This is a genomic window from Amycolatopsis melonis (genome assembly GCF_040064235.1).
In the GTDB taxonomy this organism is placed as follows: Bacteria; Actinomycetota; Actinomycetes; order Mycobacteriales; family Pseudonocardiaceae; genus Amycolatopsis; species Amycolatopsis melonis.
The window spans coordinates 24,367-44,740 of sequence record NZ_JBDZYD010000020.1; the positions used below are offsets into that span (position 1 = coordinate 24,367).

The window sequence follows — 20,374 nt, forward strand, 5'->3', positions numbered from 1 at the left end:
GCACGTCGGCAGCCAGGGCAAGCGTGCGGCGGCGCATTTCCCGGATCAACGCCCACGCCGGAGATCCAGGAGGTGCCGGGCCAGCTCGGCGACCGTGGGGTGGTCGAAGATCACCGTGGCGGGGACGTCGATGCCCGACGACTCCGCGATGCGCGTGCGTAGCTCGATCACCGTGAGGGAATCGAAGCCCAGGTCCGGGAACGGGTGGTCGTCGGCGATCACCGCGGCGTCCTGGTGGCCCAGGACCGCCGCCACCTCCGCTCGCAGCAGCTCACGCAGCTGCGGCTCGGGCGGGTTCTCCGGCCACGCTGCCCGGGCCGCGGGCACTCGGGTGGAGGGACCGCCGGTCGGGGGTGCCATCGATGCCGCCGGGTCGAAGCGGACCGGGACCAGGACCGGCTCGGCCGAGCCGAGTGCCGCGTCGAACAGGGCCAGGCCCTGGTCGGGCGTCAGGCCCTGCACGCCCGATGCGCGGATCCGGCGCCGGGCGGTCGGTGAGATGCGGTCGCCCAGGCCGGTGCCCAGCTCCCACAGCCCCCACGCCAGGGACAACGCCGGACGTCCGGCCGCGCGGCGGCGGCAGGCCAGCGCGTCCAGCGCCCGGTTCGCCGCCGCGTAGTTGGCCTGCCCGGCCTTGCCGAACACGCCGGCTACGGACGAAAACAGGATGAAGGCCGTCAGCGGGAGGTGGCGGGTCAGCTCGTCGAGAACCAGTGCCGCGTCCGCCTTCGGCCGCAGCACCGCGTCCAGGCGTTCCGGTGTCTGGGCCGCCAGGACACCGTCGTCGACCACGGCCGCGCTGTGCACGACCGCCGTCAACGGCGGATCGCAGCTGTCGACCAGCCGGGCGACGGTGGCCCGGTCCGCGACGTCGGCCGCGACGATCCGCACGTGCGCGCCGAGGTCCCGCAGCGACGCGAGCAGTTCCGCGGCTCCGGGCGCGTCCGGCCCGCTTCGGCTCACCAGCAGGAGGTGCCGGACGTCGTGCGCGGTGACGAGGTGCCGGGCCAGCAACGCGCCGATCGCTCCCGTGCCGCCCGTGATCAGCACCGTCCCGGCCGGGTCGATCGGCCGCGCCGGTGCCGGGGCGGCGCGGGTGATCCGCAGGACGTGCGGTACGCCGTCGCGGACGGCGATCTGCGGCTCCGCGCTGCCACCGGCGAGATCGGCCACGCGCGTCACGGGGAACCCGGGTTCGAGGTCGACCAGGCCGATCCGGCCGGGATGTTCCGCCGCGGCCGCGCAGCCCACTCCCCACGCCGCCGCGGCGGCCGGGTCGGGGTCGGGGCCGGTTGCGTTGCGGGTGACCAGCAGCAGCCGGTCGCCGCTGCCCTGCCAGTCCTGCAGCACCGCCAGCGTGTGCCCGGCCGCCGCGCGCAGATCACCCGGTGTGCCAGGGATTTCCACGGTCCGGACCGGTTCGGTGGCCGCCGCAGGCGGTATCGGAATCCACTGTGGACGGTAGAGCATCGTGTCGGGCGCCGTCATCGGCCGGGTAGTCAGCGACGCCACCCCGGCCACCGGGTTCCCCGCTTCGTCGTACAGCGTGACGCGGATTGCGCCGGAGCCGAGGCGGACGCCGTGCACCCTGGCCCGCCTGGCACCGGGCGCGTGGACCTCGACACCGCTCCACAGGAACGGCACCCGCGGCTGTGCCGCCGGGCCCTCGGCGAGCGCGCTCGCGTGCACGGCCGCGTCCAGCAGGACCGGGTGCAGCTCGAACCGGCCTGCGACGCCCGGTGGCACCTCGACCTCGGCGAAGAACTCGGCATCACGCACCCACAACCGTTGCACGGCTTGGAAAGCCGGGCCGTAGGCGTGGGCTCGGTAGGCCGCGGCGACGTCGGCTTCCACAGCCCCGGCGGGCGGCCACTCGCCGCTCCAGCCGGGCGGGAGCGGGCCGCGCGGGCGCAGCTTCCCAGCGGCGTGCTTGCGCCAGTGCTTCTCGTCGCGCGCCCGGGCGTAGACGTCGATCCTCGGTTCGTCCACGACGACCTGGAGGTGGACGTCCCCGGTGTCCAGGCGCAGCGGGGCCTCGATCGCGAGTTCCTCGACGGCCGCCGCGCCGGCGTGCAGGGCCAGCTCGGTGAACAGCGTCCCGGGCACCAGCACGGACCCGCCGACGACGTGGTCGGCGAGCCACCGGTGACGGCGGACGCCGAGCGAGCCGCCGTGGACCACCCGCGGCGAATCGGGCGCCGCCAGCGCCGGGCCGAGCACGGCGTGGTCGCCGCCGTCCTGTTCCGGGGCGGGCTGGTCCAGCCAGTACCGGGTGCGCTTGAACGGGTAGGTGGGCAGCGGCGTGATCCGCGCGCCCGAGCCGTCGAACACCGCGGGCCAGTCCACCCGGACGCCGGCCGTGTGCACCGCGCCCGCCGCGGCCAGCACGCCGGAGCCCGACATCGCGGCGGGCGCGATCGGCAGGACGTCGGCGGCCAGGCGGCCGAGCACCGGAGCCGGGCCGATTTCGAGGCCGGTGGCCGGGCCGGGAGCCGCCGCCGCGGCGAGCGCGTCGGCGAACCGCACGGTCGCGCGGGCGTGCCGTCGCCAGTGACCGGGCTCGATCTCCTCGACCGGCTGGCCGGTCACGCAGGAGACGAGCGGGAGAACCGGACGGTGGTGCCGCAGACCGGCGGCGACCTCGTGGAACTCGTCGAGCATCGGCTCCAGCAGCGGCGAATGGAAGGCGTGGCTGACGCGCAGCAGCGTCCCGCCGCCGAAGCGATCGGCCAGCGCCGTCGTCGCGGCCTTCTCCCCGGAGAGCACCAGCGAGCGCGGCCCGTTGACCGCGGCGATGGCCACCGCGTCTCCCAGGTGGGGAGCCACCTCCGCCTCGGTGGCCTCGACGGCGATCATCACCCCGCCGCCGGGCAGCGCGGCCATGAGGCGGCCGCGCGCCGCCACGAGCGTCGCCGCGTCCGCCAGCGACAGCACTCCGGCGACATGCGCGGCGGTGATCTCGCCGATCGAATGACCCAGCAGGACGTCCGGGCGCAGGCCCCACGACTCGAACAGCCGGTACTGCGCGACGCCGAAGGCGAACAGCGCGGCTTGGGCGTGGTCGGTGCGGTCCAGCGCTTCCTCGCTGGTGAAGCCGACACCGCGGCCCAGTGCTTCGCACGCTTCGGCGAAGGCGTCGGCGAATACCGGGAACTGCTCGGCCAGTTCCCGGCCCATCCCGGCCCGCTGCGCGCCCTGCCCGCCGAACAGCACGGCCAGCCGGGGTCTGCTTCGGACAGTCCGGCCGGGCAGCCGCCCGTCGGCCACGGCGCGCAGGGCTTCCCGGTTCGCCGCGGGCACCAGCACGCGGTGGGCCAGTGGCGTCCGCCGGGCCAGGGTGTAGGCGACGTCGACGGTGTCCGGGGCGTCGGCCAGTCCCGCCGCGACGAGCCGGAGCGCGTCGCCGTCCGCGGCGCTGAGCAGCCAGGGCGCCGCGGGGAACGGCCGCCGCTCCGACGGCTCGGGCGGCGGTGCTTCCTCGACGATCACGTGCGCGTTGGTGCCGCCGATCCCGAACGCCGACACGCCCGCCCGGCGAGCCCGGCCGGTCCGCGGCCACGGCCTGCCCTCCGCCAGCAGCGCCACCCCGCCTGCCGTCCAGTCGACGTGCGGGCTCGGCTCGTCCGCGTGCAGCGACGGCGGCAGGTGCTCGTGCTGCAACGCGGTCACCACCTTGATCACGCCGGCGATGCCGGCGGCGGCCTGGGTGTGGCCGATGTTCGACTTCACCGAGCCGAGCCACAGCGGCTCCCGGCGCGGCCCACGCCCGTACGCCGCCATCAGCGCGTCCGCCTCGATCGGGTCACCCAGCGGCGTTCCCGTCCCGTGCCCTTCGACGGCGTCGACGTCCGCGGCGGTCAGGCCCGCGTCCGCGAGCGCCGCCGCGATCAGCGCCTGCTGGGCGCGTCCGCTGGGTGCGGTCAGGCCGTTCGACGCGCCGTCGGCGTTCACCGCGGTGCCGCGCAGCACCGCCAGGACCGGGTGCCCGTGCCGCCGGGCGTCGGACAGCCGTTCCAGCAGGATCACCCCGGCACCCTCCGACCACGCCGTGCCGTCCGCTCCGGCCGCGTAGGACCGGCAGCGGCCGTCCGGGGAAAGGCCGCGCTGCCTGCTGAAGGCCACGAACGTCCGCGGGGTCGCCATCACCGTGGCCCCGCCCGCGACCGCGAGCGAACACTCCCCCTCGCGCAGCGCCTTCACGGCCAGGTGCAGCGCGACCAGCGACGACGAGCACGCCGTGTCGACGGTGAGCGCCGGCCCGGTGAACCCGAAGGTGTAGGAGATCCGGCCCGAGGCCACCGCGTGCGAGGAACCGATGCCCAGCCACGCCTCGAGTTCGTGGTGGGTGCCGGTGAACCGGCTCGCGTAGTCCTCGTTCATGACGCCGGCGAACACGCCCGTGTCGCTGCCGCGCAGGGCGGCGACGTCGAGGCCCGCCCGCTCGAACGCCTCCCAGGACGTCTCCAGCAGCAACCGGTGCTGCGGGTCGGTGGCCAGCGCTTCCCGCGGCGAGATGCCGAACATCCCCGCGTCGAAGTCCGCGAACCCGTCGAGGAACCCGCCGCGGCGGGTCACCGAGTGCCCGATCCGGTCCGGATCCGGGTCGTACAGCCCCGCCACGTCCCAGCCGCGGTCGGCGGGGAACTCGCTCGTCGCGTCCACGCCGTCCGCCACGAGCCGCCACAGGTCCTCCGGCGTCCGGACGCCGCCGGGGAACCGGCACGCCATCGCCACGACGGCGATCGGTTCCGCGGACGGCGCCGGGGTGGACGGCGGCGGCACCGCCGGGCGGGCCGAGCCGAGCCGCGTCAGCTCGGCGATCACCGCGCCCGGCGTGGGAAAGTCGTAGATCAGCGAATGCGGGACGGGCACGCCGGTCAGCGCGGTGATCCGGTGCCGGAACTGCACCCCGGCCAGCGAGGACAACCCGAGGTCGGTGAACGGCCGGTCCCGCCAGCCGTCGCCGCCGTCGTGTCCGCAGAGGGCCGTCAGCTCCGCCCGCACCACCGCGGCGAGATCCGGTTGTTTCAGGGCATTCCGCTTCGGTTTGCCCGACGCGGTCCGCGGAATCGCATCGACTTCGACGTAGGCCACCGGAACTTTGTGCAGCGAAAGCCGGCTCAGGCAGAGACGGCGCAGCTCCTCGGCGTCGAAGCCGTCCGGCCCGGCGACCACGAACGCCACCGGCACCTGCCCGACGAGGTCGTCGGGACGGCCGGTCACCAGGACCTCCCGCACCGAGGGCGATTCCTCCAGCACTGCCTCGATTTCGGTCGGGTGGACGTTCTGGCCACCGCAGACGATCACGTCGTCGACCCGGCCGGCCAGCACCAGCCGGCCGTCTTCGAGCCGTCCGGCGTCGCCGGTGCGGTACCAGCCGTCCTCCAGCGGCGACCCGGGCTGGCCGTGGTAGCCCAAAAGCAGTCCGGGGCCGCGGACGAGCACCTCCCCCGCGTCGATCCGGACCTCCATGCCCGGCACCGGGACCAGTCCCGGTTCACCGGGTCGTTCCACCGCGATCTTTCCGCCCGATTCGGTGCTCCCGTAGCCGTCGGCGAGGGGCAGGCCGAACAGCTCCCGGACCGCGGCGCGGGCCGACGGCGTGCACGGCGCCCCGCCGGTCAGGCACAGCCGCGGCGGGGTCACCGGGCCGTCGGCCTCCTGCCGGAGCCGGAGGTAGGTGGCCGGCACCCCGGCGAGCACGCAGCCCGGGTACGCGGCGAGCAGGCCCGGCGAGCAGCCGTCGGCGAAGCGGGTGTGCGCGCCGAGCGCGATCGTGGTGGTGAAGGCGAGCGACAGGGCGTAGGCGTGATGGGTCGGCAGCGGCCACACCACGGTGTCCCCGGGCCCGATCCCGTAGACCGGGGCGTAGCAGGCGGCGGCCGACCACAGCATCGCCCGCTGGGAAAGGAGAACGCCTTTCGGCCGCCCGGTGGTCCCGGAGGTGTAGAGCAGCCAGGCCGGCTCGTCCAGCCCGAGATCGTCCCGCGGCGGCCCGTCCGGCGCCGGCGACCGGTCTTCGACGAGGAGCATGCGGACCCCCAGCCGTTCCGCCACCTCGGCGTGCCGGGCCTCGGTGATCAGGAGCGTCGCGCCCGAGTCACCGGCCAGGTGGGCGAGTTCGGCTTCGGTCGATCGCGCGCTCACCGGCACCCCGACGGCCGCCGCCCGCAGCACCGCCAGCAGGGCGACGGCGAACTCGACCCGGTTGCCGACGTGGACCAGCACACGATCGCCCCGCGCGACGCCGAGCCCCGCGGCCAGCCGGGCACTGGCGCGGTCCAGCTCACCGTAGGTCAGCGTCCGCCGGCCGTCGGAGTAGGCGAGGCGATCCGCGGGGTGGGCGGACAGGGACGTCAGCAGCGGCCGGATGACCTCGGCCCGGATTTCCTCCACTGCTCCGGGTATACCGCAATCGCCGCGGCTTCGGGCGTCAGCCGAGGCCTTCGGGCGGTATCCGGACGACACCTGGATCCACCGGTGAGCGCGAGCTGAAAGGCGCTTTCCTGGCATCCGATGCGAGGAAAGTCCCGTTCGCTGCACCAGGTGAGACGAAAGTCCCCTTCAGCCCACCCGCACGCACCCTGCGGGTGCGCAGCCCGGCCGGGTCGTCGGGGGCCGCCGCGGGGAGAGGGTCGTGGGGGGGGGAAAACGGGTGGGGCCGCTTTTTACCGCCCCCACAACCCCCCCCCGAGTGAGAAACAGGGTTAGAACACTGTTTCTCACTCACGACAAGCCGCGGCAGACCGCCCCGGTCGTCAGCCGAGGCCTTCGACGATGCGGAAGTCGCGCTCGAAGCCGTCCGGCAGTGCCGCCAGTGCCTTCTGATACGCCGGACTCTCGTACGCGGCGACCGCCTGGTCGAAGGTGTCGAACTCGATCAGGACGACGCGCTCGGCTATGCCGGCTTCGTGGGCGACGACCCGGCTGCCGCCGCGGGCGAACGTGCGGCCTCCTGCGGCCTGGACGGCTGCTCGGGCCAGTTCGTTGTAGCCGTTCAGTGCCTCGGGGTCGGTGATGGTGGGGTACACGCTGACCCAGTAGCCCTTGGGCATGGAACCTCCAGTCGTGCTCAGGGGGTGGACAGCGCGGCCTCCGCGCCGCACGGTTTCTCCTGGATGTGGTCGCGCCAGTTCAGGGACCACACCTTGACCGTGCCGTGCAGGCGGTGCCCCATCATGCAGTCCCCGCCCCGCGTGAAGACCACCACGCCCACGTCCGTCCCCTTGATCTGGAAAGCGGTTTCCGGCGGGATGGCGGCGAGGTGGGTCTCCGGGTCCACCCGCGGGGCGGGCAGGCCGGTGGCCAGCGCGGTACGGACGTCCGCGTCGACGGGCGCCGGGGGCAGCTTGCCGAGAAGAGCTTTCAGCGCCGGCTCGAAGTCCGGCGGGATGTCGGCCCGCGGCAGGGGTGGCGGTGTGATCGGCACGGCGTCCGCCGGGCACGTGGTCCGCTCCAGCGAGGTCGTCCCGTAGTAGTTGAACTCGACCGCGTAGCAGGCGTCGAACGCCGGGGTCGTGCCCCAGCCGGTGCTCTCGGGACGGTGGATCCGCCACACCAGGTGCGCGAACGGGTCCTTGGCGTCGCTGTGCTCCAGGTCCCTGGCCTCCAGCACGCTGAAGTTGCTGCTGCGGCCCAAGGTGGTGGCCAGCGCGGCCCGGGCCAGCCCGGTCGCGTCGGGCTGCTGCGGATAGCTGATCGCGTCCGCCAGCGTGGTGGACTGCCGGTCGGTTTCGGCGTCGCCCGGCGCGAAGACGCCGCAGGACGCCAGGAGCAGTCCGGCACCGCAGAGGGTCAGAGCCCGGCTCACCGTTCGCATGGAGCACACGCTAGCGCAGTCCCCGCGCGGGGCGCCTGAGTAGATCTGCTCAAGGCGTTCGAAGCGCTTCGAAGAATTCGATTCCCGCGTCGATTATTTCGCGGGCAAGGTTGGTTGCACGCCGCACGCGGCCCATGCTCTCATGTTTTCCGACATCGCCGTTGACGCGCGAGGAGTGCCTTGATGCGCTTAAGCCGAATGATCGCCGTGTTCGCTTTTTCCCTTTTCCTTTCCGGCTCGGTCACGGCGCAGGCGGCGACGCCGGAAAGAAATGGGCCGCATCCGGTCACGCTGGCCGAGTCGGCACTGCAGGGCGTCCACGGCACCGCGCCGGACACCACCGTCCGCAACGTCCTCACCGTGACCGCGGGCGGGACGGCGCTGCGCGTGCGGCTGGGCAACCCCTACGGCCGCACCGCGCTGTCCGTCCGGTCGGTGTGGGTGGGAGTGCAGGCGGCGCCGGGTTCGGCGGCACTGGTGCCCGGCTCCAACCGGCGGGCCACGTTCGGGTTCCGGCCCGAGGTGACCGTGCCCGCGGGGGCCACCGTGTGGAGCGACCCCCTGCCGCTCACCGTGCGGCCGGGCGACCACGTCGCGGTGAGCGTGTACGCCCCGGGTGCACCGGTCAACGACCACACGTTCCCGCCGCCCGCGACCGACACCCCCGGCTCGTTCCGGTCCGGCCCCGGTGACGCCGGCGCGGATTCCGGCGGAAGCGCCTACGGTGCCTTCGCCGCGGGCACGCTGTGGTGGGTCGACGCCGTCAGCGCCATCTCGCCGGCCCGCGGCACCATCGCCGCGCTCGGTGACTCGATCACCGACGGCACCAACGCCTACGGCGGCGGCCGCCGCTGGACCGACGTGCTCGCCAAGCGCCTCCAGCAGCTGCCGCCGGGACGGCAGCTGTCCGTCGCCAACGCCGGGATCAGCGGCAACACGGTCAGCGTCGAGCCGAACCCCTACGACGCCTCCGGCCAGTGCTGCGGCGCGCCGGCGCCGGAGCGGCTCGAGCGGGACGTGCTGTCCCTGCCCGGGCTGCGGTACGTGCTGCTGCTGGAGGGAACCAACGACCTCGGCGGCGGCGACTACGCCCCGCCTGCACCCGCGTCGCAGGTCATCGACGCGATGCGCGGCATCATCGCGCGGGTGCACGCCGCCGGGCACCGGATCGTCGGCGCCACCATCCTGCCGATGTGCAACGCCGCGGGCAGCGCGAAGGAAGCGGCACGGCTGGCCGTCAACGCGTGGATCCGGACGTCCGGGGCGTTCGACGCCGTGCTCGACTTCGACTCGGTGCTGCGCGACCCGGCGGACCCGACGGTCATTCCGCCCGCCCTGCGGACCGACTGCTACCACCCGAACGCCGAAGGCGACCGCCTGCTGGGCGAGTCGATCGACCTTTCGGTGTTCGGCCGGTAGGCCTCGGGCCGTCAGCTCGCCGGGGTGAAGCCGCCCTGGACGGTGTGGACGCCGTCGGCGGCCGTGGCCTGCACGCGGTAGCTGTCGCCGTCGGCGGAGCGCACGCCCGTCGCGTGGTTGTACTGGACGGCGAAGACGTGGTGGGCGGCCGGGACGGTCCGGCCCGGCTTGAGTTCCCAGCGGTACACCACTTCACCGTCGCCGTCCTGGGCGGTGACGGTGAAGTCGTCGCCGGGCGCGGTCTGCCACTGGCCCGTGCTCCGCACGTCCCCGGTCTGCTTGACGTGCACCTCCACCGTGAGCGCGGTCAGCGGCTGGGTGGTGTCGAGCGTGACGCCGCCCTGGGCCCAGTACACGGTGCTGTGCGGGTCGATGGAGCCGCGTGCCGACAGCGGCCCGTCGGAGACCCGGCCGCCGCGCGGTGCGGCCGGGTCCGGGCTGCCGGACGACGGCCGGGCTGCCGTCGTCCGCGCCGGAGCACCCGAAGCCGGGGCCGGTGCCGAACCGCCGGTGGTGGTCGGCGCCGGACCGGACGTCTCGGTCGGGGCGGTGAGCGTGGTCACGGTGTCCGGGCCGGCCGGCGTGGTCTGGACGAGTCCGGCGACGGCGACACCGGCGACAGCCAGGATTCCGGCCGCGGCACTGCCGGCGAGCACCGCCTTGGGCCAGGACCGCGCGATCCCCGGCCGCCGCTGCCGGACGGCGCTGCCTGCCATGCCGCGGTGCACGCGGGCCAGCATCCGGTCCCGGTCGGGCTGGTGGGCCTCGGCGGCCTCGCGCAGCCGCCGGACGATCTCCTCGTTCACCGGCTCCTCCTCTCCGCCGCCAGGTCCCCCGCCGCGCCCGCCCCGAGCAGGCGTTCCAGCTCGGCCAGCCCCTTCGAGGTCTGGCTCTTCACCGCACCGACCGAGATGCCGAGCACCCGTGCGGTCTCCTTCTCCGACAGGTCGAAGGCGTGCCGGAGGATGACGCACGCCCGCTTCCCGAAGGGCAGCCGGTCCAGTGCCGCCCGGACGTCGACCACGGCCGCGACGTCGGGACTGCGTTCCTGCTGCGCACCCGAGGCCCAGAACAGCGCGATCCGGCGGCGCTCGCGGGTCGCGCTGCGGATCCGTTCGCGGGCCAGGTTCGCGACGACCCCGCGGGCGTAGGCCAGCGGGCGCTCGGCGTCACGGAACCGGTCCCAGCGCTGCCACAGGGCGACCAGGGCGTCGGCGGCGAGGTCGTCGGCGGCGTCCGGCTCTCCGGTGAGCAGGAACGAGAACCGGGCCAGCCCGGCGTAGTGCCGCTCGAAGAATTCGTGGAACTCCGCCGACGTGTCATCGACGAGCATGGGTCTCGGCTGTCCTCTTCCTGCCCGGGCCGCACGCCCTGGCGGCACCCTTCCGATGGGGACGCTGCGGGTCAGGACGGCTCGCCGTACAGTACGCCGCGGTCATCGGCCTTCCGGGACCTGGTCTTGCACACAGCTGCGCTCCTCGACTCCGTCGAACTCTCTCCGCCCCTGGTTGCCGCCGGTCCCGGAAAGGTTGCCGCCGGGTCCGGCACACCCCCAGCTGCGGCGGAATACCTCGCCTTCCCGGTGAAATTTTCAATTCCCGCGCCCGTGAAAATTTCAGCGTATCGACGCAGGTGAAAACGTTTCTTGACGGCGCAGGCGACGGGGTGCTGTCATTTCTTTCCCCGGGTACTGCGAAACTCCGACGAAGGGGCCCGTGTCATGCGACGACACTTCCGGCCGATGCTCGTGGCGGTCGCGGCGCTGCTTCTTCCGGCCGGGGGCACGTTCCCGGCGGCGGCCGGTCCGCGGCCCACCGAGCCGGTTCCCGCCACTTCGGCGCGGCAGGTCGACGGCGCCGCCGCGGGCAACGGCGCGCTCGGGTCGGTCGACCTGGCCGGGACGTGGAGTTTCACCCCGGCGGGCCGGGCCACGACGTCGATCACCGTGCCCGGTGGCGGCTGGTACAAGCAGGGCTTCACCGACGTGAACGAGGCCGTGTACTCGCGCAGTGTCACGGTGCCGGACTCCGGACGGCCGCAGTCGGCGTGGATCGAGTTCGGTGCGGTCAACCACCAGGCGACGCTGTCGGTGGACGGGCGGGTGGTCGCCACCCGGACCACGGCCTTCACCCCGTCGAACTTCGACATCACCGCCTACGCCGCGCCCGGCACCACGCACACGATCAGCGTGGCGGTGAAGGGCCGCGGCGCCCTGCGCACCAGCGCGGGCAAGTACCTGGTCCCGGTGGCCGCCGACTGGTCCGAAGCCGTGCCGCAGGGCATCTTCCGCTCGGCGTTCCTGCGGACCTACCCGGCGGTGTACGTCAGCGACACCTTCGTCCGGACGTCGGTGGCGAACCAGTCCCTCAGCTACGACGTGTCCGTGACGAACACCTCCGCCACCGCCCGGTCGGTGACCCTCACCGGGACGCTCGCCGCGGACGGCGGTGGCCCGTTCTCCTATCCGGCGCTGCCCAGCCGCACGGTCAGCGTGCCCGCCCACGCGACGGCCCAGGTGACCGTCGGCCCGGTCGCGTGGAACCTCGGCACGGCCTCGTACTGGTGGCCGAACGTGCCCTATCGCCCGGGGTACCGGGCCCAGCTGCACCGGCTGTCGGTGCACGCGGTCACCGACGACGGGGGCACGAGCGACACCTCGTACCGGTTCGGGTTCCGCGAAAGCAGGCAGAACGGCGAGTACTTCGAACTCAACGGCGTGCGCGTGAACTACCGCGGCGACAACCTCCAGGGCGCCGACTACGACCGGATCGACAACGGCGGCAAGGGCGACGCCTACGACACGTTGCCCGGGTTTCTCCCGCCGTCACCGGGGAATCCCGGCTGGCCCCAGGCCGTCGACAACTACCAGCGGCTGAACTTCAACGTCGTGCGGATCCATCAGGAGCCGGCGAGCCCGTACATGCTGGACGTCGCCGACGAACTGGGCCTGATGATCATCGACGAGAGCGGGGTGCGCGGCGGTGCGGAGGACTTCGCCGCCGGGCACGACGCCATGGTCGGCCACGTCCGGGATCTGACGCTGCGGGACCGCAACCACCCGGCGGTCGTCCGCTGGAGCCAGGCGAACGAACCGAGCTTCTCCAACGACTCCGAGCAGTTCGAGCAGGACCTCTACGCGGCGGTGAACGGCGCCGACGGCACCCGCCCGATCAGCGTGGACGCCGCGCCCGGCGCCGACTCGCCCGGCCGGTACCCGAACATGAACTACGCCAACTTCGCCGTCTTCGCGCACTATCTGGACGGCACCGGCCAGTACGGCGAGCGGGTGCCGTCGGTGGCCGGGCGGCCCGACGGCGAAGGCGAGTACATCTGGCCGAAGTGCAACACCAGGCAGGGTTTCGAATGGTTCGCCACGGCAACGGCGGCCAAGCGCGGCAAGGGTGCCAACGACCTGCGTCCCTACACGCTGCTGTCGGCCTGGGCGGGCGTCATCCCGGGGGTGCGATCCACGGACTTCACGCCGGAGGAAGGCGGCCACCCGGTCTACGGGGCGGACAACCTGGCCGATCCGTGGAGCAACCCGCAGTTCCAGCGGGTCCAGGCCGCGTTCAATCCGGTCGCCGCGATCGACCTGCCGTACTGGTCGGCCTCCGGCGTCTCGGATTCGGCCGGTGCCTTCCCGCTGCCGCAGGCGGTGCCGGGCTACGCGGCCAACGCGGTGGTGAACCGGGCCGTCACCGTCTTCAACGACGACCTCACCGGTACCGCCGTGGACTTCGCCTGGAGTGCCCGGCTCGACAGCCCGGGCGGCACCGTGATCGCCTCCGGCGGCGCGACCCTCTCGGTCCCGCTCGGGGGACGGGTGACACAGCCGGTGTCGTTCACCGCCCCGGCCACCGGCTCGCGGGTGTACCTCGTGCTGTCGACAGCCAAGGCGGGCACGCCGGCGTTCGCCGACTCGGTCGAGTACTTCACGCTGGGCGGCGCGAGCACCGGCCCGGCACCGGGGACGTACCGCATCGTCAACCGCAACAGCGGCAAGCCGCTCGCCATCGCGGGCGACTCCACGGCCGACGGCGCCAAGGCGGTCCAGCAGACCGGGACCGCGACCTGGACCATCAGCACCGTTCAGGGCGGGGCCTACACCCTGCGCTACACCGCGAGCGGCAAGGCCCTCGACGTCAACGGCTCGTCCACCACCGCCGGGCTGCAGCTGCAGCAGTGGACCGCCAACGGCGGCACCAACCAGCAGTGGTACCTGCGCCCGGCCGCCGACGGGTACTACACGATCGTCAGCCACGACAGCGGCCTGGTCGCGGACGTGTACGGCCAGTCGACGGCCGACGGCGCCCAGGTCGTCCAGTGGACGGCCAACAACGGCCTCAACCAGCAATGGCAGCTGACACCGGCGTAGGCGGTCGACGGCCTTGATCCGCGTGCCGGATCGGACCTACTCTTCAGCGTCGGCAACTGCCCGAGGAGGACCCCCATGCCCCGTGCCCGGCTGCTGGTCGTCTCCCTCGCCCTGTCGGCAGGCCTGGCGGTCGCGACGAGCCCCGCGGCGGAGGCGGCGCCGGTGTACTCCCCCGGTGCGCCGGGTGCCGGGGATCCGTACTTCCCCGACATGGGCAACGGCGGCTACGACGTCGGCCACTACGACATCCGGCTGGCGTTCACCCCTGGCACGGGCGCGATCGACGCGACCACCACGATTTACGCCACGGCCACGCAGAACCTGTCCCGCTTCGACCTGGACTTCCAGGGGCCGCTGACGATCAGCAGGCTCACGGTGAACGGCCGGGACGCCGCCTTCACCCGCAGCGGCGCCCAGGAACTGGTGATCACCCCGCCGTCCGGTCTGCCGCAGGGCAGCCCGTTCGTCGTCTCGGTGACCTACGCCGGCGTCCCGCAGAGGATCGACGATCCCGCACTCGGCGTCTCCGGCTGGGTCGCCACCAAGGACGGCGCGGTCGCGCTCAACCAGCCGATCGGCGCCGCGACCTACTACCCGGTGAACGACACCCCTCAGGACAAGGCGACCTACACCCAGACCGTCACCGTGCCGTCCGGGCTCACCGTGCTGGCCAACGGCGAACCCGGACCCACCACGACGCACGACGGCCGGACCACCTTCCGCTGGTCCATGAACCGGCCGATGGCCAGCGAGCTGAGCATGCTCGCGATCGGCACCTACGACGTCACCCGCGGCGTGACGGCCGACGGCCTGCCGAACATCACCGCGATCGGCCGGTCGATCGACACGAAACCCGGCCAGGGCAAGGTCTTCAACGACACCACGGCGCAGATCGTGCAGTGGGAGTCCTCGACGTACGGGCCGTACCCGTTCGACTCGACCGGCGGCATCCTCGCCGACGTCGGCGTCGGCTACGCCCTGGAAACCCAGAGCCGCCCGGTCTACGACCACAAGACCAGCACCGTCGACGGCGACCTGCTCGCCCACGAACTCGGCCACCAGTGGTTCGGTGACAGCCTGACCCCGGCGCGCTGGTCGGACATCTGGCTCAACGAAGGTTTCGCCACCTACTCGGAATGGCTCTACCAGGAGAAGTTCAACAACATCCCGGTGCAGCAGACGTTCGCGAAGACGTACGCCGCCGAGAAGGACTGGACCGGCGAAGTCGCCGACCCCGGCCGCGACCACATCTTCGACGACCTGGTCTACAACCGCGGCGCCATGACCCTGCAGGCACTGCGGACGAAGATCGGCGACCGCGACTTCTTCCGCATGCTCACCCTGTGGCCTGCCACGCACCGGTACGGAACCGTTTCGACGCAGCAGTTCATCCAGTTCGTCGAGCTGCTGACCCACCGCGACCTCGGTGCGTTCTTCCACACCTGGCTCTACCAGCCGGGCAAGCCGCAACTCTGACCGGCTCCAGGCCTGATCGGGAAGTCCGCCGCGGCTCGAATAGTTAAGCACTTACTTGACCGCCTATCGCGGTGATCGAGGCCCGCGTCGCGGCGGTGGCGGCGAAGGACATCGACGCCCTCCTGGCCTGCTACGCCGAGGACGTCACGCTGTTCGACGCCGTCGGTCCCCTCCGCGACACCGGCCGGGACGCCGAACGGGCCCGGCTGCGGGAGTGGTTCGGCGCCTACCGGTCCGCGATCGAGCTGGACATCCGTGACCTGGACGTGGTCGCCGACGGCGACGTCGCGTTCGCGTCCTACCTGTTCCACGTCCGCGGGACCATGCTGGACGGGACCGCCGTGGCGATGTGGGTCCGCTCGACCGCCGGACTCCGCCGCGGCGACAGCGGCTGGAAGATCGTCCACGAACACAGTTCCGTGCCGTTCGACGCCGCGACCGGCGAGGCGCTCACCCGGCTGCAGCCCGGATCCGGCACTACGGCGGGCTGACGCCGCGGCGCCGGACGGCAGCTCGGCCACGGACATGGCCGAGCTGGTCCGCCCATCGTGAGCCCCGCGGTCAGCCGATCGGGATGGACGTGCAGGCCGCGCTGCCCCGTTCCGTCGCCTGGCCGCCGACCACCTCGAAGAACCGGAGGCAGAGCAGCCCGGACGGGAAGGACTTGCGGAACGGGAAGCGCTGCGAATCCGCCGTGCCCGACGAGCCGGTCACCTTGAAGCCGTTCGGGCCGAACACTTCGAAGAAGCCGTACTTGCCCTTCGTGCCGCTCCCGCGGTAGGCGTCGAGGTACTGGACGTAGGTGCCGTCGCCGTACGTCCAGTTGCAGAAGTACGAACCGCTGCAGGCCTTCTCGGTCGCCGCCGAGGCGCTGCCCGCCAGCACGGTGACCGACGCCGTCGCGGCGAGGACGCCGGCGGCGGCCAGGCGCTTGAGGTTCACGTTCATTCGTTCGTCCCTTCCCAGCGAGTGACTACGCCACCGAACCTGGCAGGCACCGCTGGGCAGCCGCTAAGCGCGGGCCGCGAAGATCCTCAGGCGCGCAGGTCAGGCCAGCGAATCGAGCAGTTGCGCGCACGCCGCCGCGCTGCTGCGGTTGCCGGCGCTGGTGAAGTGCGACGACGCGTCGATCAGCGCCCGGGTCGCGGCCTTCCGCTGCCCGAGTGTCGTGTAGGTGCGCCCGATGTCGAGGCGGACCTGCGCGGCGCACAGCTCGTCGTTCATCGATTCCAGCAGCTCCAGTGCGCGGCGCAGGCACGACATCGCGCCCGCCGGGTCGTGGCGGTGCAGCTGCAGCTGGCCCTGACGGCGCAGGACCAGCGCCATCCGGTGCGGGTCGTCGAGTTCGGCACACAGCCGCCAGGCCTTGTCCAGCGCGGCTTCCGCGTCGTCGAACAGTCCTAACTGGATACTCGCGACGGCGTGCGTGGTCTGCAGGTGGGCCATGCCGAGGACGTCCCCGATGCCGGTGTACATCGCGAGCGCCCGCTCGGCCAGCGTGCGGGATTCGCCCGGCCGTCCGGTCGAGCGGGCGACGACGGACAGGCCGGTCAGCGCCCGCGCCATGCCGCCGGGGTCGTCGATGTCCGCGCTGATCCGGTAGGACTCGGCAAGCGCTTTCGCGGACTCGGCGTAGTCGTCCCGGTAGAGGTGGACCTGGCCGATCCCGCGCAGCAGCGCCGCTTCCCCGCGCGTACAGCCGGACGCCCTGGCCGCGCCGAGCGCGCATTCGTGGCAGCGCAGCCATTCCGAGTACAGGCCGCCGTGGTCGAAGTACGACGACGTGACGACGGCGAGTTCCCATGCCGTCTCGCCCAGTCCCGCTCCGGCGGCGTGCGAGACGGCGGCTTCGAGGGCGGGAAGCTCGGTGTGGAACCACGACATCGGGTCGGCCACCAGCGCGTCCGCGCCGTCGAACGGGCTGCGGACCGCGTGGCCCGGCTCGGGCCGCAGGACGCTGCCGGGCATCCGCGCCGCGGCTTTCTCCGCCAGGAAGAGCCAGCCGCCGAGCGCGCGTTCGACGGCGTGTTCGCGGCCGGGTTCCGCCACGGCCTCCTCGATCGCGAACGACCGCAGCAGGTCGTGCACCCGGTAGCGCGGCATTCCCGCGTACCGCCCGGCGGGCTGGATCATGTGCCGTCGGCGCAGGTCCTCCAGCGCCGCCCCGGTCGTCCCGGGTTCGCCGCCGGTGACCTCGGTGGCGGCCCACGCGGGGAAGTCGGCGGCGGGCAGCAGGCCGAGCCGCCGGAACAGCCGGCGGCTCTCCGGGGCGAGCTGGTGGTAGCCGACGGCGACGCTGCTGCGGACCGCGAGATCCCCGGCCTGCAGCCAGTCCAGCCGCTTCCGCTCGACCGACAGCTCCGCGGCGACGTCGGCCAGCTGCCAGCCGGGCTCGTCGCTGAGCCTGCTGCCGACGATCCGCAACGCCAGCGGCAGGCCGCCGCAGTACTCCAGGACCTGCCGGGCGGCCGTGGTGCCGACGTCGCCGTGCGGGGCGAGCAGAGCCGCCGCGTCGGCGTCGGACAGGACGCCGACCGGCACGGAACGGCCGAGTTCCAGCCCGGTGAGCGAGAACCGGCTCGTCACGATCACCGCGCACCCCGCGCCGGCGGGCAGCAACGGCCGCAGCTGCGCCTCGCCCGCGGCGTCGTCGAGCACGATCAGCACCCGGCGCCCGTGGACCAGGCTGCGGAACAGGCCCGCGCTTTCGTCGACGTCGGCGGGGACCGAGCCCGACGGCACGCCCAGCGCGCGCAGGAACCCGCCCAGCACGGCCGCCGCCGAGCGCGGCTCGCCGGAAGTCCCGCGCAGGAACGCGAACAGCGCGCCGTCCGGGTAGTCCTTCGCGGCCTGGTGCGCGACGCGGACGGCCAGCGACGTCTTGCCGATGCCGCCGGTCCCGGTCAGCAGGAGGACGGGCGGGGTGTCGCGGGCGGGATCCGGGGCGAGGTCGGCGAGCAGCTCGGCGATCAGCGCTGCCCGGCCGACGAAACCGGGGACGGCGGGCGGCAGCTGGCTCGGGACGACGGTCCGGCGGACCGGGTAGTCCCGGGCGGCCATACCGGCGCCGTCGCGCAGGATTTCCTCGTGCAGCGCCCGGATTCCGGGGGACGGCTCGATGCCGAGCTCGTCGACCAGGCGGTCACGCCAGTGCCGGTAGAGCTCCAGCGCCTCGGCCAGCCGTCCGGCGCGGGCGAGGGCCGTCATGAGCTGGCCGCACGTGCGTTCCCGGTACGGCGCCGCGGCCAGGAGGTCCCGCAGCTCGGGCACGAGGCGATCGTGCTCGCCTGCCCCGAGGTCGGCTTCGATCCGGTCCTCGATCGCGGCGAGCCGCAGGTCTTCCCAGTACGCGAGGACCTCCGGCGCGACTGGAATCCCTTCGAGCACCGGCCCGCGCCACAGGGCGAGCGCCTTCCGGAACCGTTGCGCGGCCTCGCTGTGACGCTGCGCGGCGAGGAGTTCACGGCCTTCCCGGGTCAGCGCGGTGAACCACCCGGTGTCGGTCTGCTCCGGCCGGGCGTCGAGGACGTACGAAGCTCCCCTGGTCACGATCGGCTGGGGGCCGCCCAGCACCCGCAGCGCGCGACGCAACCCCGAGATCAGCCCCTGGACCTGCACTTTCGCCGACGGCGGCGGGGTGTCGCCCCACAGCTCGTCGATGATCCGGTCGCAGGTGACCGCCCGGCCGGCGTCGAGCAGGAGCAGGCCGAACACCCGGCGTGCCTGCGGCGGCCCGAGCGGCAGCTCCCGGCCGTCCCACTCGGCCGCGGGCGCGCCCAGCAGCCGGTAGAAATGTTCCCTGCTCCCCACCGCGGTTCCCCCTGAAGTTGACATTTGCCCTCAGAGTGTCACGCCTGCGCAGGGGTCGCATGCGTCCGTTCGGGCGAATCGCTGACCGTTTCGCCGCGATTGCCCTTAGCACTTCCTTAGCGCCCCCGGCGAGGCTCCGGTGCTCGGAGAAGTCGTCTGTGGGAGGAAGCCGATGAGATCGTGGAAGAAGTGGGGCCTGGCCGGGCTCGCGGCGGCCGCCGCGTCCCTCGGCGTCGCCGGGCCTGCGCAAGCCGCGGAACCACCGTTCCAGCTGCCGTTCCCGTGCGGGCAGACCTGGTCCGGGAACAACCCGGACAGCAGCGCGCACGTGACGCCGTGGGAGCTCGACTTCAACCGCGGTGACGACCTGGGCAGCCCCGTGCTCGCCGCGGCCGACGGCACGGTCGCCACCGCCGCGAACCAGGGCAGTGCCAACGGATACGGCAACCTGGTGAAGATCAGCCACGGCAGCAGCGGCTACTTCACCTACTACGCGCACCTGCAGGACATGACGGTGACCGAAGGGCAGACCGTCAGGCAGGGACAGCTGATCGGGCACGTCGGGAACACGAGCAAGCCCGGCAACGACATCCTGCCGCACCTGCACTACGAAGTGCGTTACGGGAGCGGCTATCCGGGCAACATCCAGCCGGCGGTCTTCGACGGCGTGCGGTTCCCCTACCCGGAAGGCACTGTCACGTCGAAGAACTGTGGCGGTGGCGGGCCGCGCGCGGCGCGGAGCATCAACGGGGACGCCTTCGACGACGCGGTCGGGGTCGACGCCGACGGCGTCGCGTGGATGTACCCGGGCCGGGCAGGCGGTTTCGGCACCCGCGTCCGCATCGGGCCGGGCTGGGGCGATTTCGGCCGGATCGGGATCGGCGATTCCAACGCCGACGGCTGGGCCGACCTGTTCGCGATCAAGGCGGGCACCCTGTACTACTGGAACAACCGCGGCGACGGGACGTTCTCCGCGGCGGCCGAGGTCGGCCCCGGCTGGTCCACAATGGAGTGGGTGTCGTTCGCCGACGTCAACGGGGACAACAAGGCCGACATCCTCGCCCGCGACGGCGACAACATGTACCTCTACCTCGGCATCGGCGGCGGCACGTTCGCGGCGCGGACCCTGGTGAGTTCCGGCTGGGCGTCGCTGACGCGGCACACGGCGGCCGACGCGGACGGCGACGGTGACGGCGACATCTGGGCGACCAACGGTTTGGGCGAGCTGTACTTCTGGAAGCGCAGCAGCAGCGGGTACGCGACCGCGGTCCAGGTCGGGACCGGCTGGACAGCGTTCCGGCAGCTGGTCTCGATGGACGTCAACGGTGACGGCAAAGCCGACCTCGTCGCCATCCGCGCGTCGGACAACACGCTGTGGCAGTGGCTGGGAACCGGAAGCGGAACGTTCGGCCAGGGCACCCAGATCGGCACCGGCTGGGCCGGCTTCACCCTCGCGGACAGCTGAGAAAGGAAAC

General features: G+C 72.9%; 12 protein-coding genes. 5 read left to right on the plus strand and 7 right to left on the minus strand.

The annotated features are described in order from the left end of the window. Window positions 1–45: 45 nt before the first annotated feature. From ABJI51_RS40430 to ABJI51_RS40440, 3 genes are all read right to left on the minus strand, one after another. Window positions 46–6,396: an SDR family NAD(P)-dependent oxidoreductase gene (locus ABJI51_RS40430; protein WP_348956467.1), complete on the minus strand. Its 6,351-nt coding sequence runs from the start codon at window positions 6,394–6,396 to the stop codon at window positions 46–48. 362 nt (window positions 6,397–6,758) lie between these two features. Further along, window positions 6,759–7,055: a DUF1330 domain-containing protein gene (locus ABJI51_RS40435; RefSeq protein WP_348956468.1), complete on the minus strand. Its 297-nt coding sequence runs from the start codon at window positions 7,053–7,055 to the stop codon at window positions 6,759–6,761. A gap of 17 nt (window positions 7,056–7,072) precedes the next feature. Beyond that, window positions 7,073–7,819, minus strand: a complete 747-nt coding sequence (locus ABJI51_RS40440; RefSeq protein WP_348956469.1) for a hypothetical protein — start codon at window positions 7,817–7,819, stop codon at window positions 7,073–7,075. A gap of 183 nt (window positions 7,820–8,002) precedes the next feature. On the opposite strand from ABJI51_RS40440, the gene ABJI51_RS40445 reads away from it, so the two are divergent. Then, window positions 8,003–9,238 carry a GDSL-type esterase/lipase family protein gene (locus tag ABJI51_RS40445; RefSeq protein WP_348956470.1) on the plus strand — a complete coding sequence of 412 codons (1,236 nt, stop codon included), beginning with the start codon at window positions 8,003–8,005 and terminating at the stop codon, window positions 9,236–9,238. An 11-nt stretch (window positions 9,239–9,249) separates the two neighbouring features. On the opposite strand, the gene ABJI51_RS40450 is transcribed toward ABJI51_RS40445, so the two are convergent. Both ABJI51_RS40450 and ABJI51_RS40455 read right to left on the minus strand, forming a co-directional pair. Then, a complete protein-coding gene (locus tag ABJI51_RS40450) occupies window positions 9,250–10,044 on the minus strand; it encodes a hypothetical protein (RefSeq protein WP_348956472.1) in 795 nt (264 codons plus the stop codon). Continuing rightward, the gene (locus ABJI51_RS40455) at window positions 10,041–10,571 is read right to left on the minus strand and encodes a SigE family RNA polymerase sigma factor (protein ID WP_348956473.1); all 531 of its coding nucleotides are present in this window, start codon (window positions 10,569–10,571) and stop codon (window positions 10,041–10,043) included. The genes ABJI51_RS40450 and ABJI51_RS40455 overlap by 4 nt, the downstream gene beginning before the upstream one ends. A 387-nt stretch (window positions 10,572–10,958) precedes the next feature. On the opposite strand from ABJI51_RS40455, the gene ABJI51_RS40460 reads away from it, so the two are divergent. The 3 genes from ABJI51_RS40460 to ABJI51_RS40470 all read left to right on the plus strand — a co-directional run bounded on the left by ABJI51_RS40460 (window position 10,959) and on the right by ABJI51_RS40470 (window position 15,580). Then, window positions 10,959–13,613, plus strand: a complete 2,655-nt coding sequence (locus tag ABJI51_RS40460; protein WP_431605715.1) for an RICIN domain-containing protein — start codon at window positions 10,959–10,961, stop codon at window positions 13,611–13,613. 75 nt (window positions 13,614–13,688) lie between these two features. Continuing rightward, window positions 13,689–15,089 (plus strand): M1 family metallopeptidase, encoded by a 1,401-nt coding sequence (locus ABJI51_RS40465; RefSeq protein ID WP_348956474.1) that lies wholly within the window; start codon window positions 13,689–13,691, stop codon window positions 15,087–15,089. 71 nt (window positions 15,090–15,160) lie between these two features. Beyond that, a complete protein-coding gene (locus ABJI51_RS40470; protein WP_348956475.1) occupies window positions 15,161–15,580 on the plus strand; it encodes a YybH family protein in 420 nt (139 codons plus the stop codon). Window positions 15,581–15,650: 70 nt separating this feature from the next. On the opposite strand, the gene ABJI51_RS40475 is transcribed toward ABJI51_RS40470, so the two are convergent. Both ABJI51_RS40475 and ABJI51_RS40480 read right to left on the minus strand, forming a co-directional pair. After that, window positions 15,651–16,037, minus strand: coding sequence for a hypothetical protein (locus tag ABJI51_RS40475; RefSeq protein WP_348956476.1), 387 nt, complete (start codon window positions 16,035–16,037; stop codon window positions 15,651–15,653). Window positions 16,038–16,136: 99 nt separating this feature from the next. Beyond that, window positions 16,137–18,899 (minus strand): AfsR/SARP family transcriptional regulator, encoded by a 2,763-nt coding sequence (locus tag ABJI51_RS40480; protein WP_348956477.1) that lies wholly within the window; start codon window positions 18,897–18,899, stop codon window positions 16,137–16,139. A 172-nt stretch (window positions 18,900–19,071) separates the two neighbouring features. Here ABJI51_RS40480 and ABJI51_RS40485 point away from each other — a divergent pair, with 172 nt between their 5' ends. Beyond that, the gene (locus tag ABJI51_RS40485) at window positions 19,072–20,364 is read left to right on the plus strand and encodes a peptidoglycan DD-metalloendopeptidase family protein (RefSeq protein WP_348956478.1); all 1,293 of its coding nucleotides are present in this window, start codon (window positions 19,072–19,074) and stop codon (window positions 20,362–20,364) included. The last annotated feature ends 10 nt before the right edge of the window (window positions 20,365–20,374 follow it).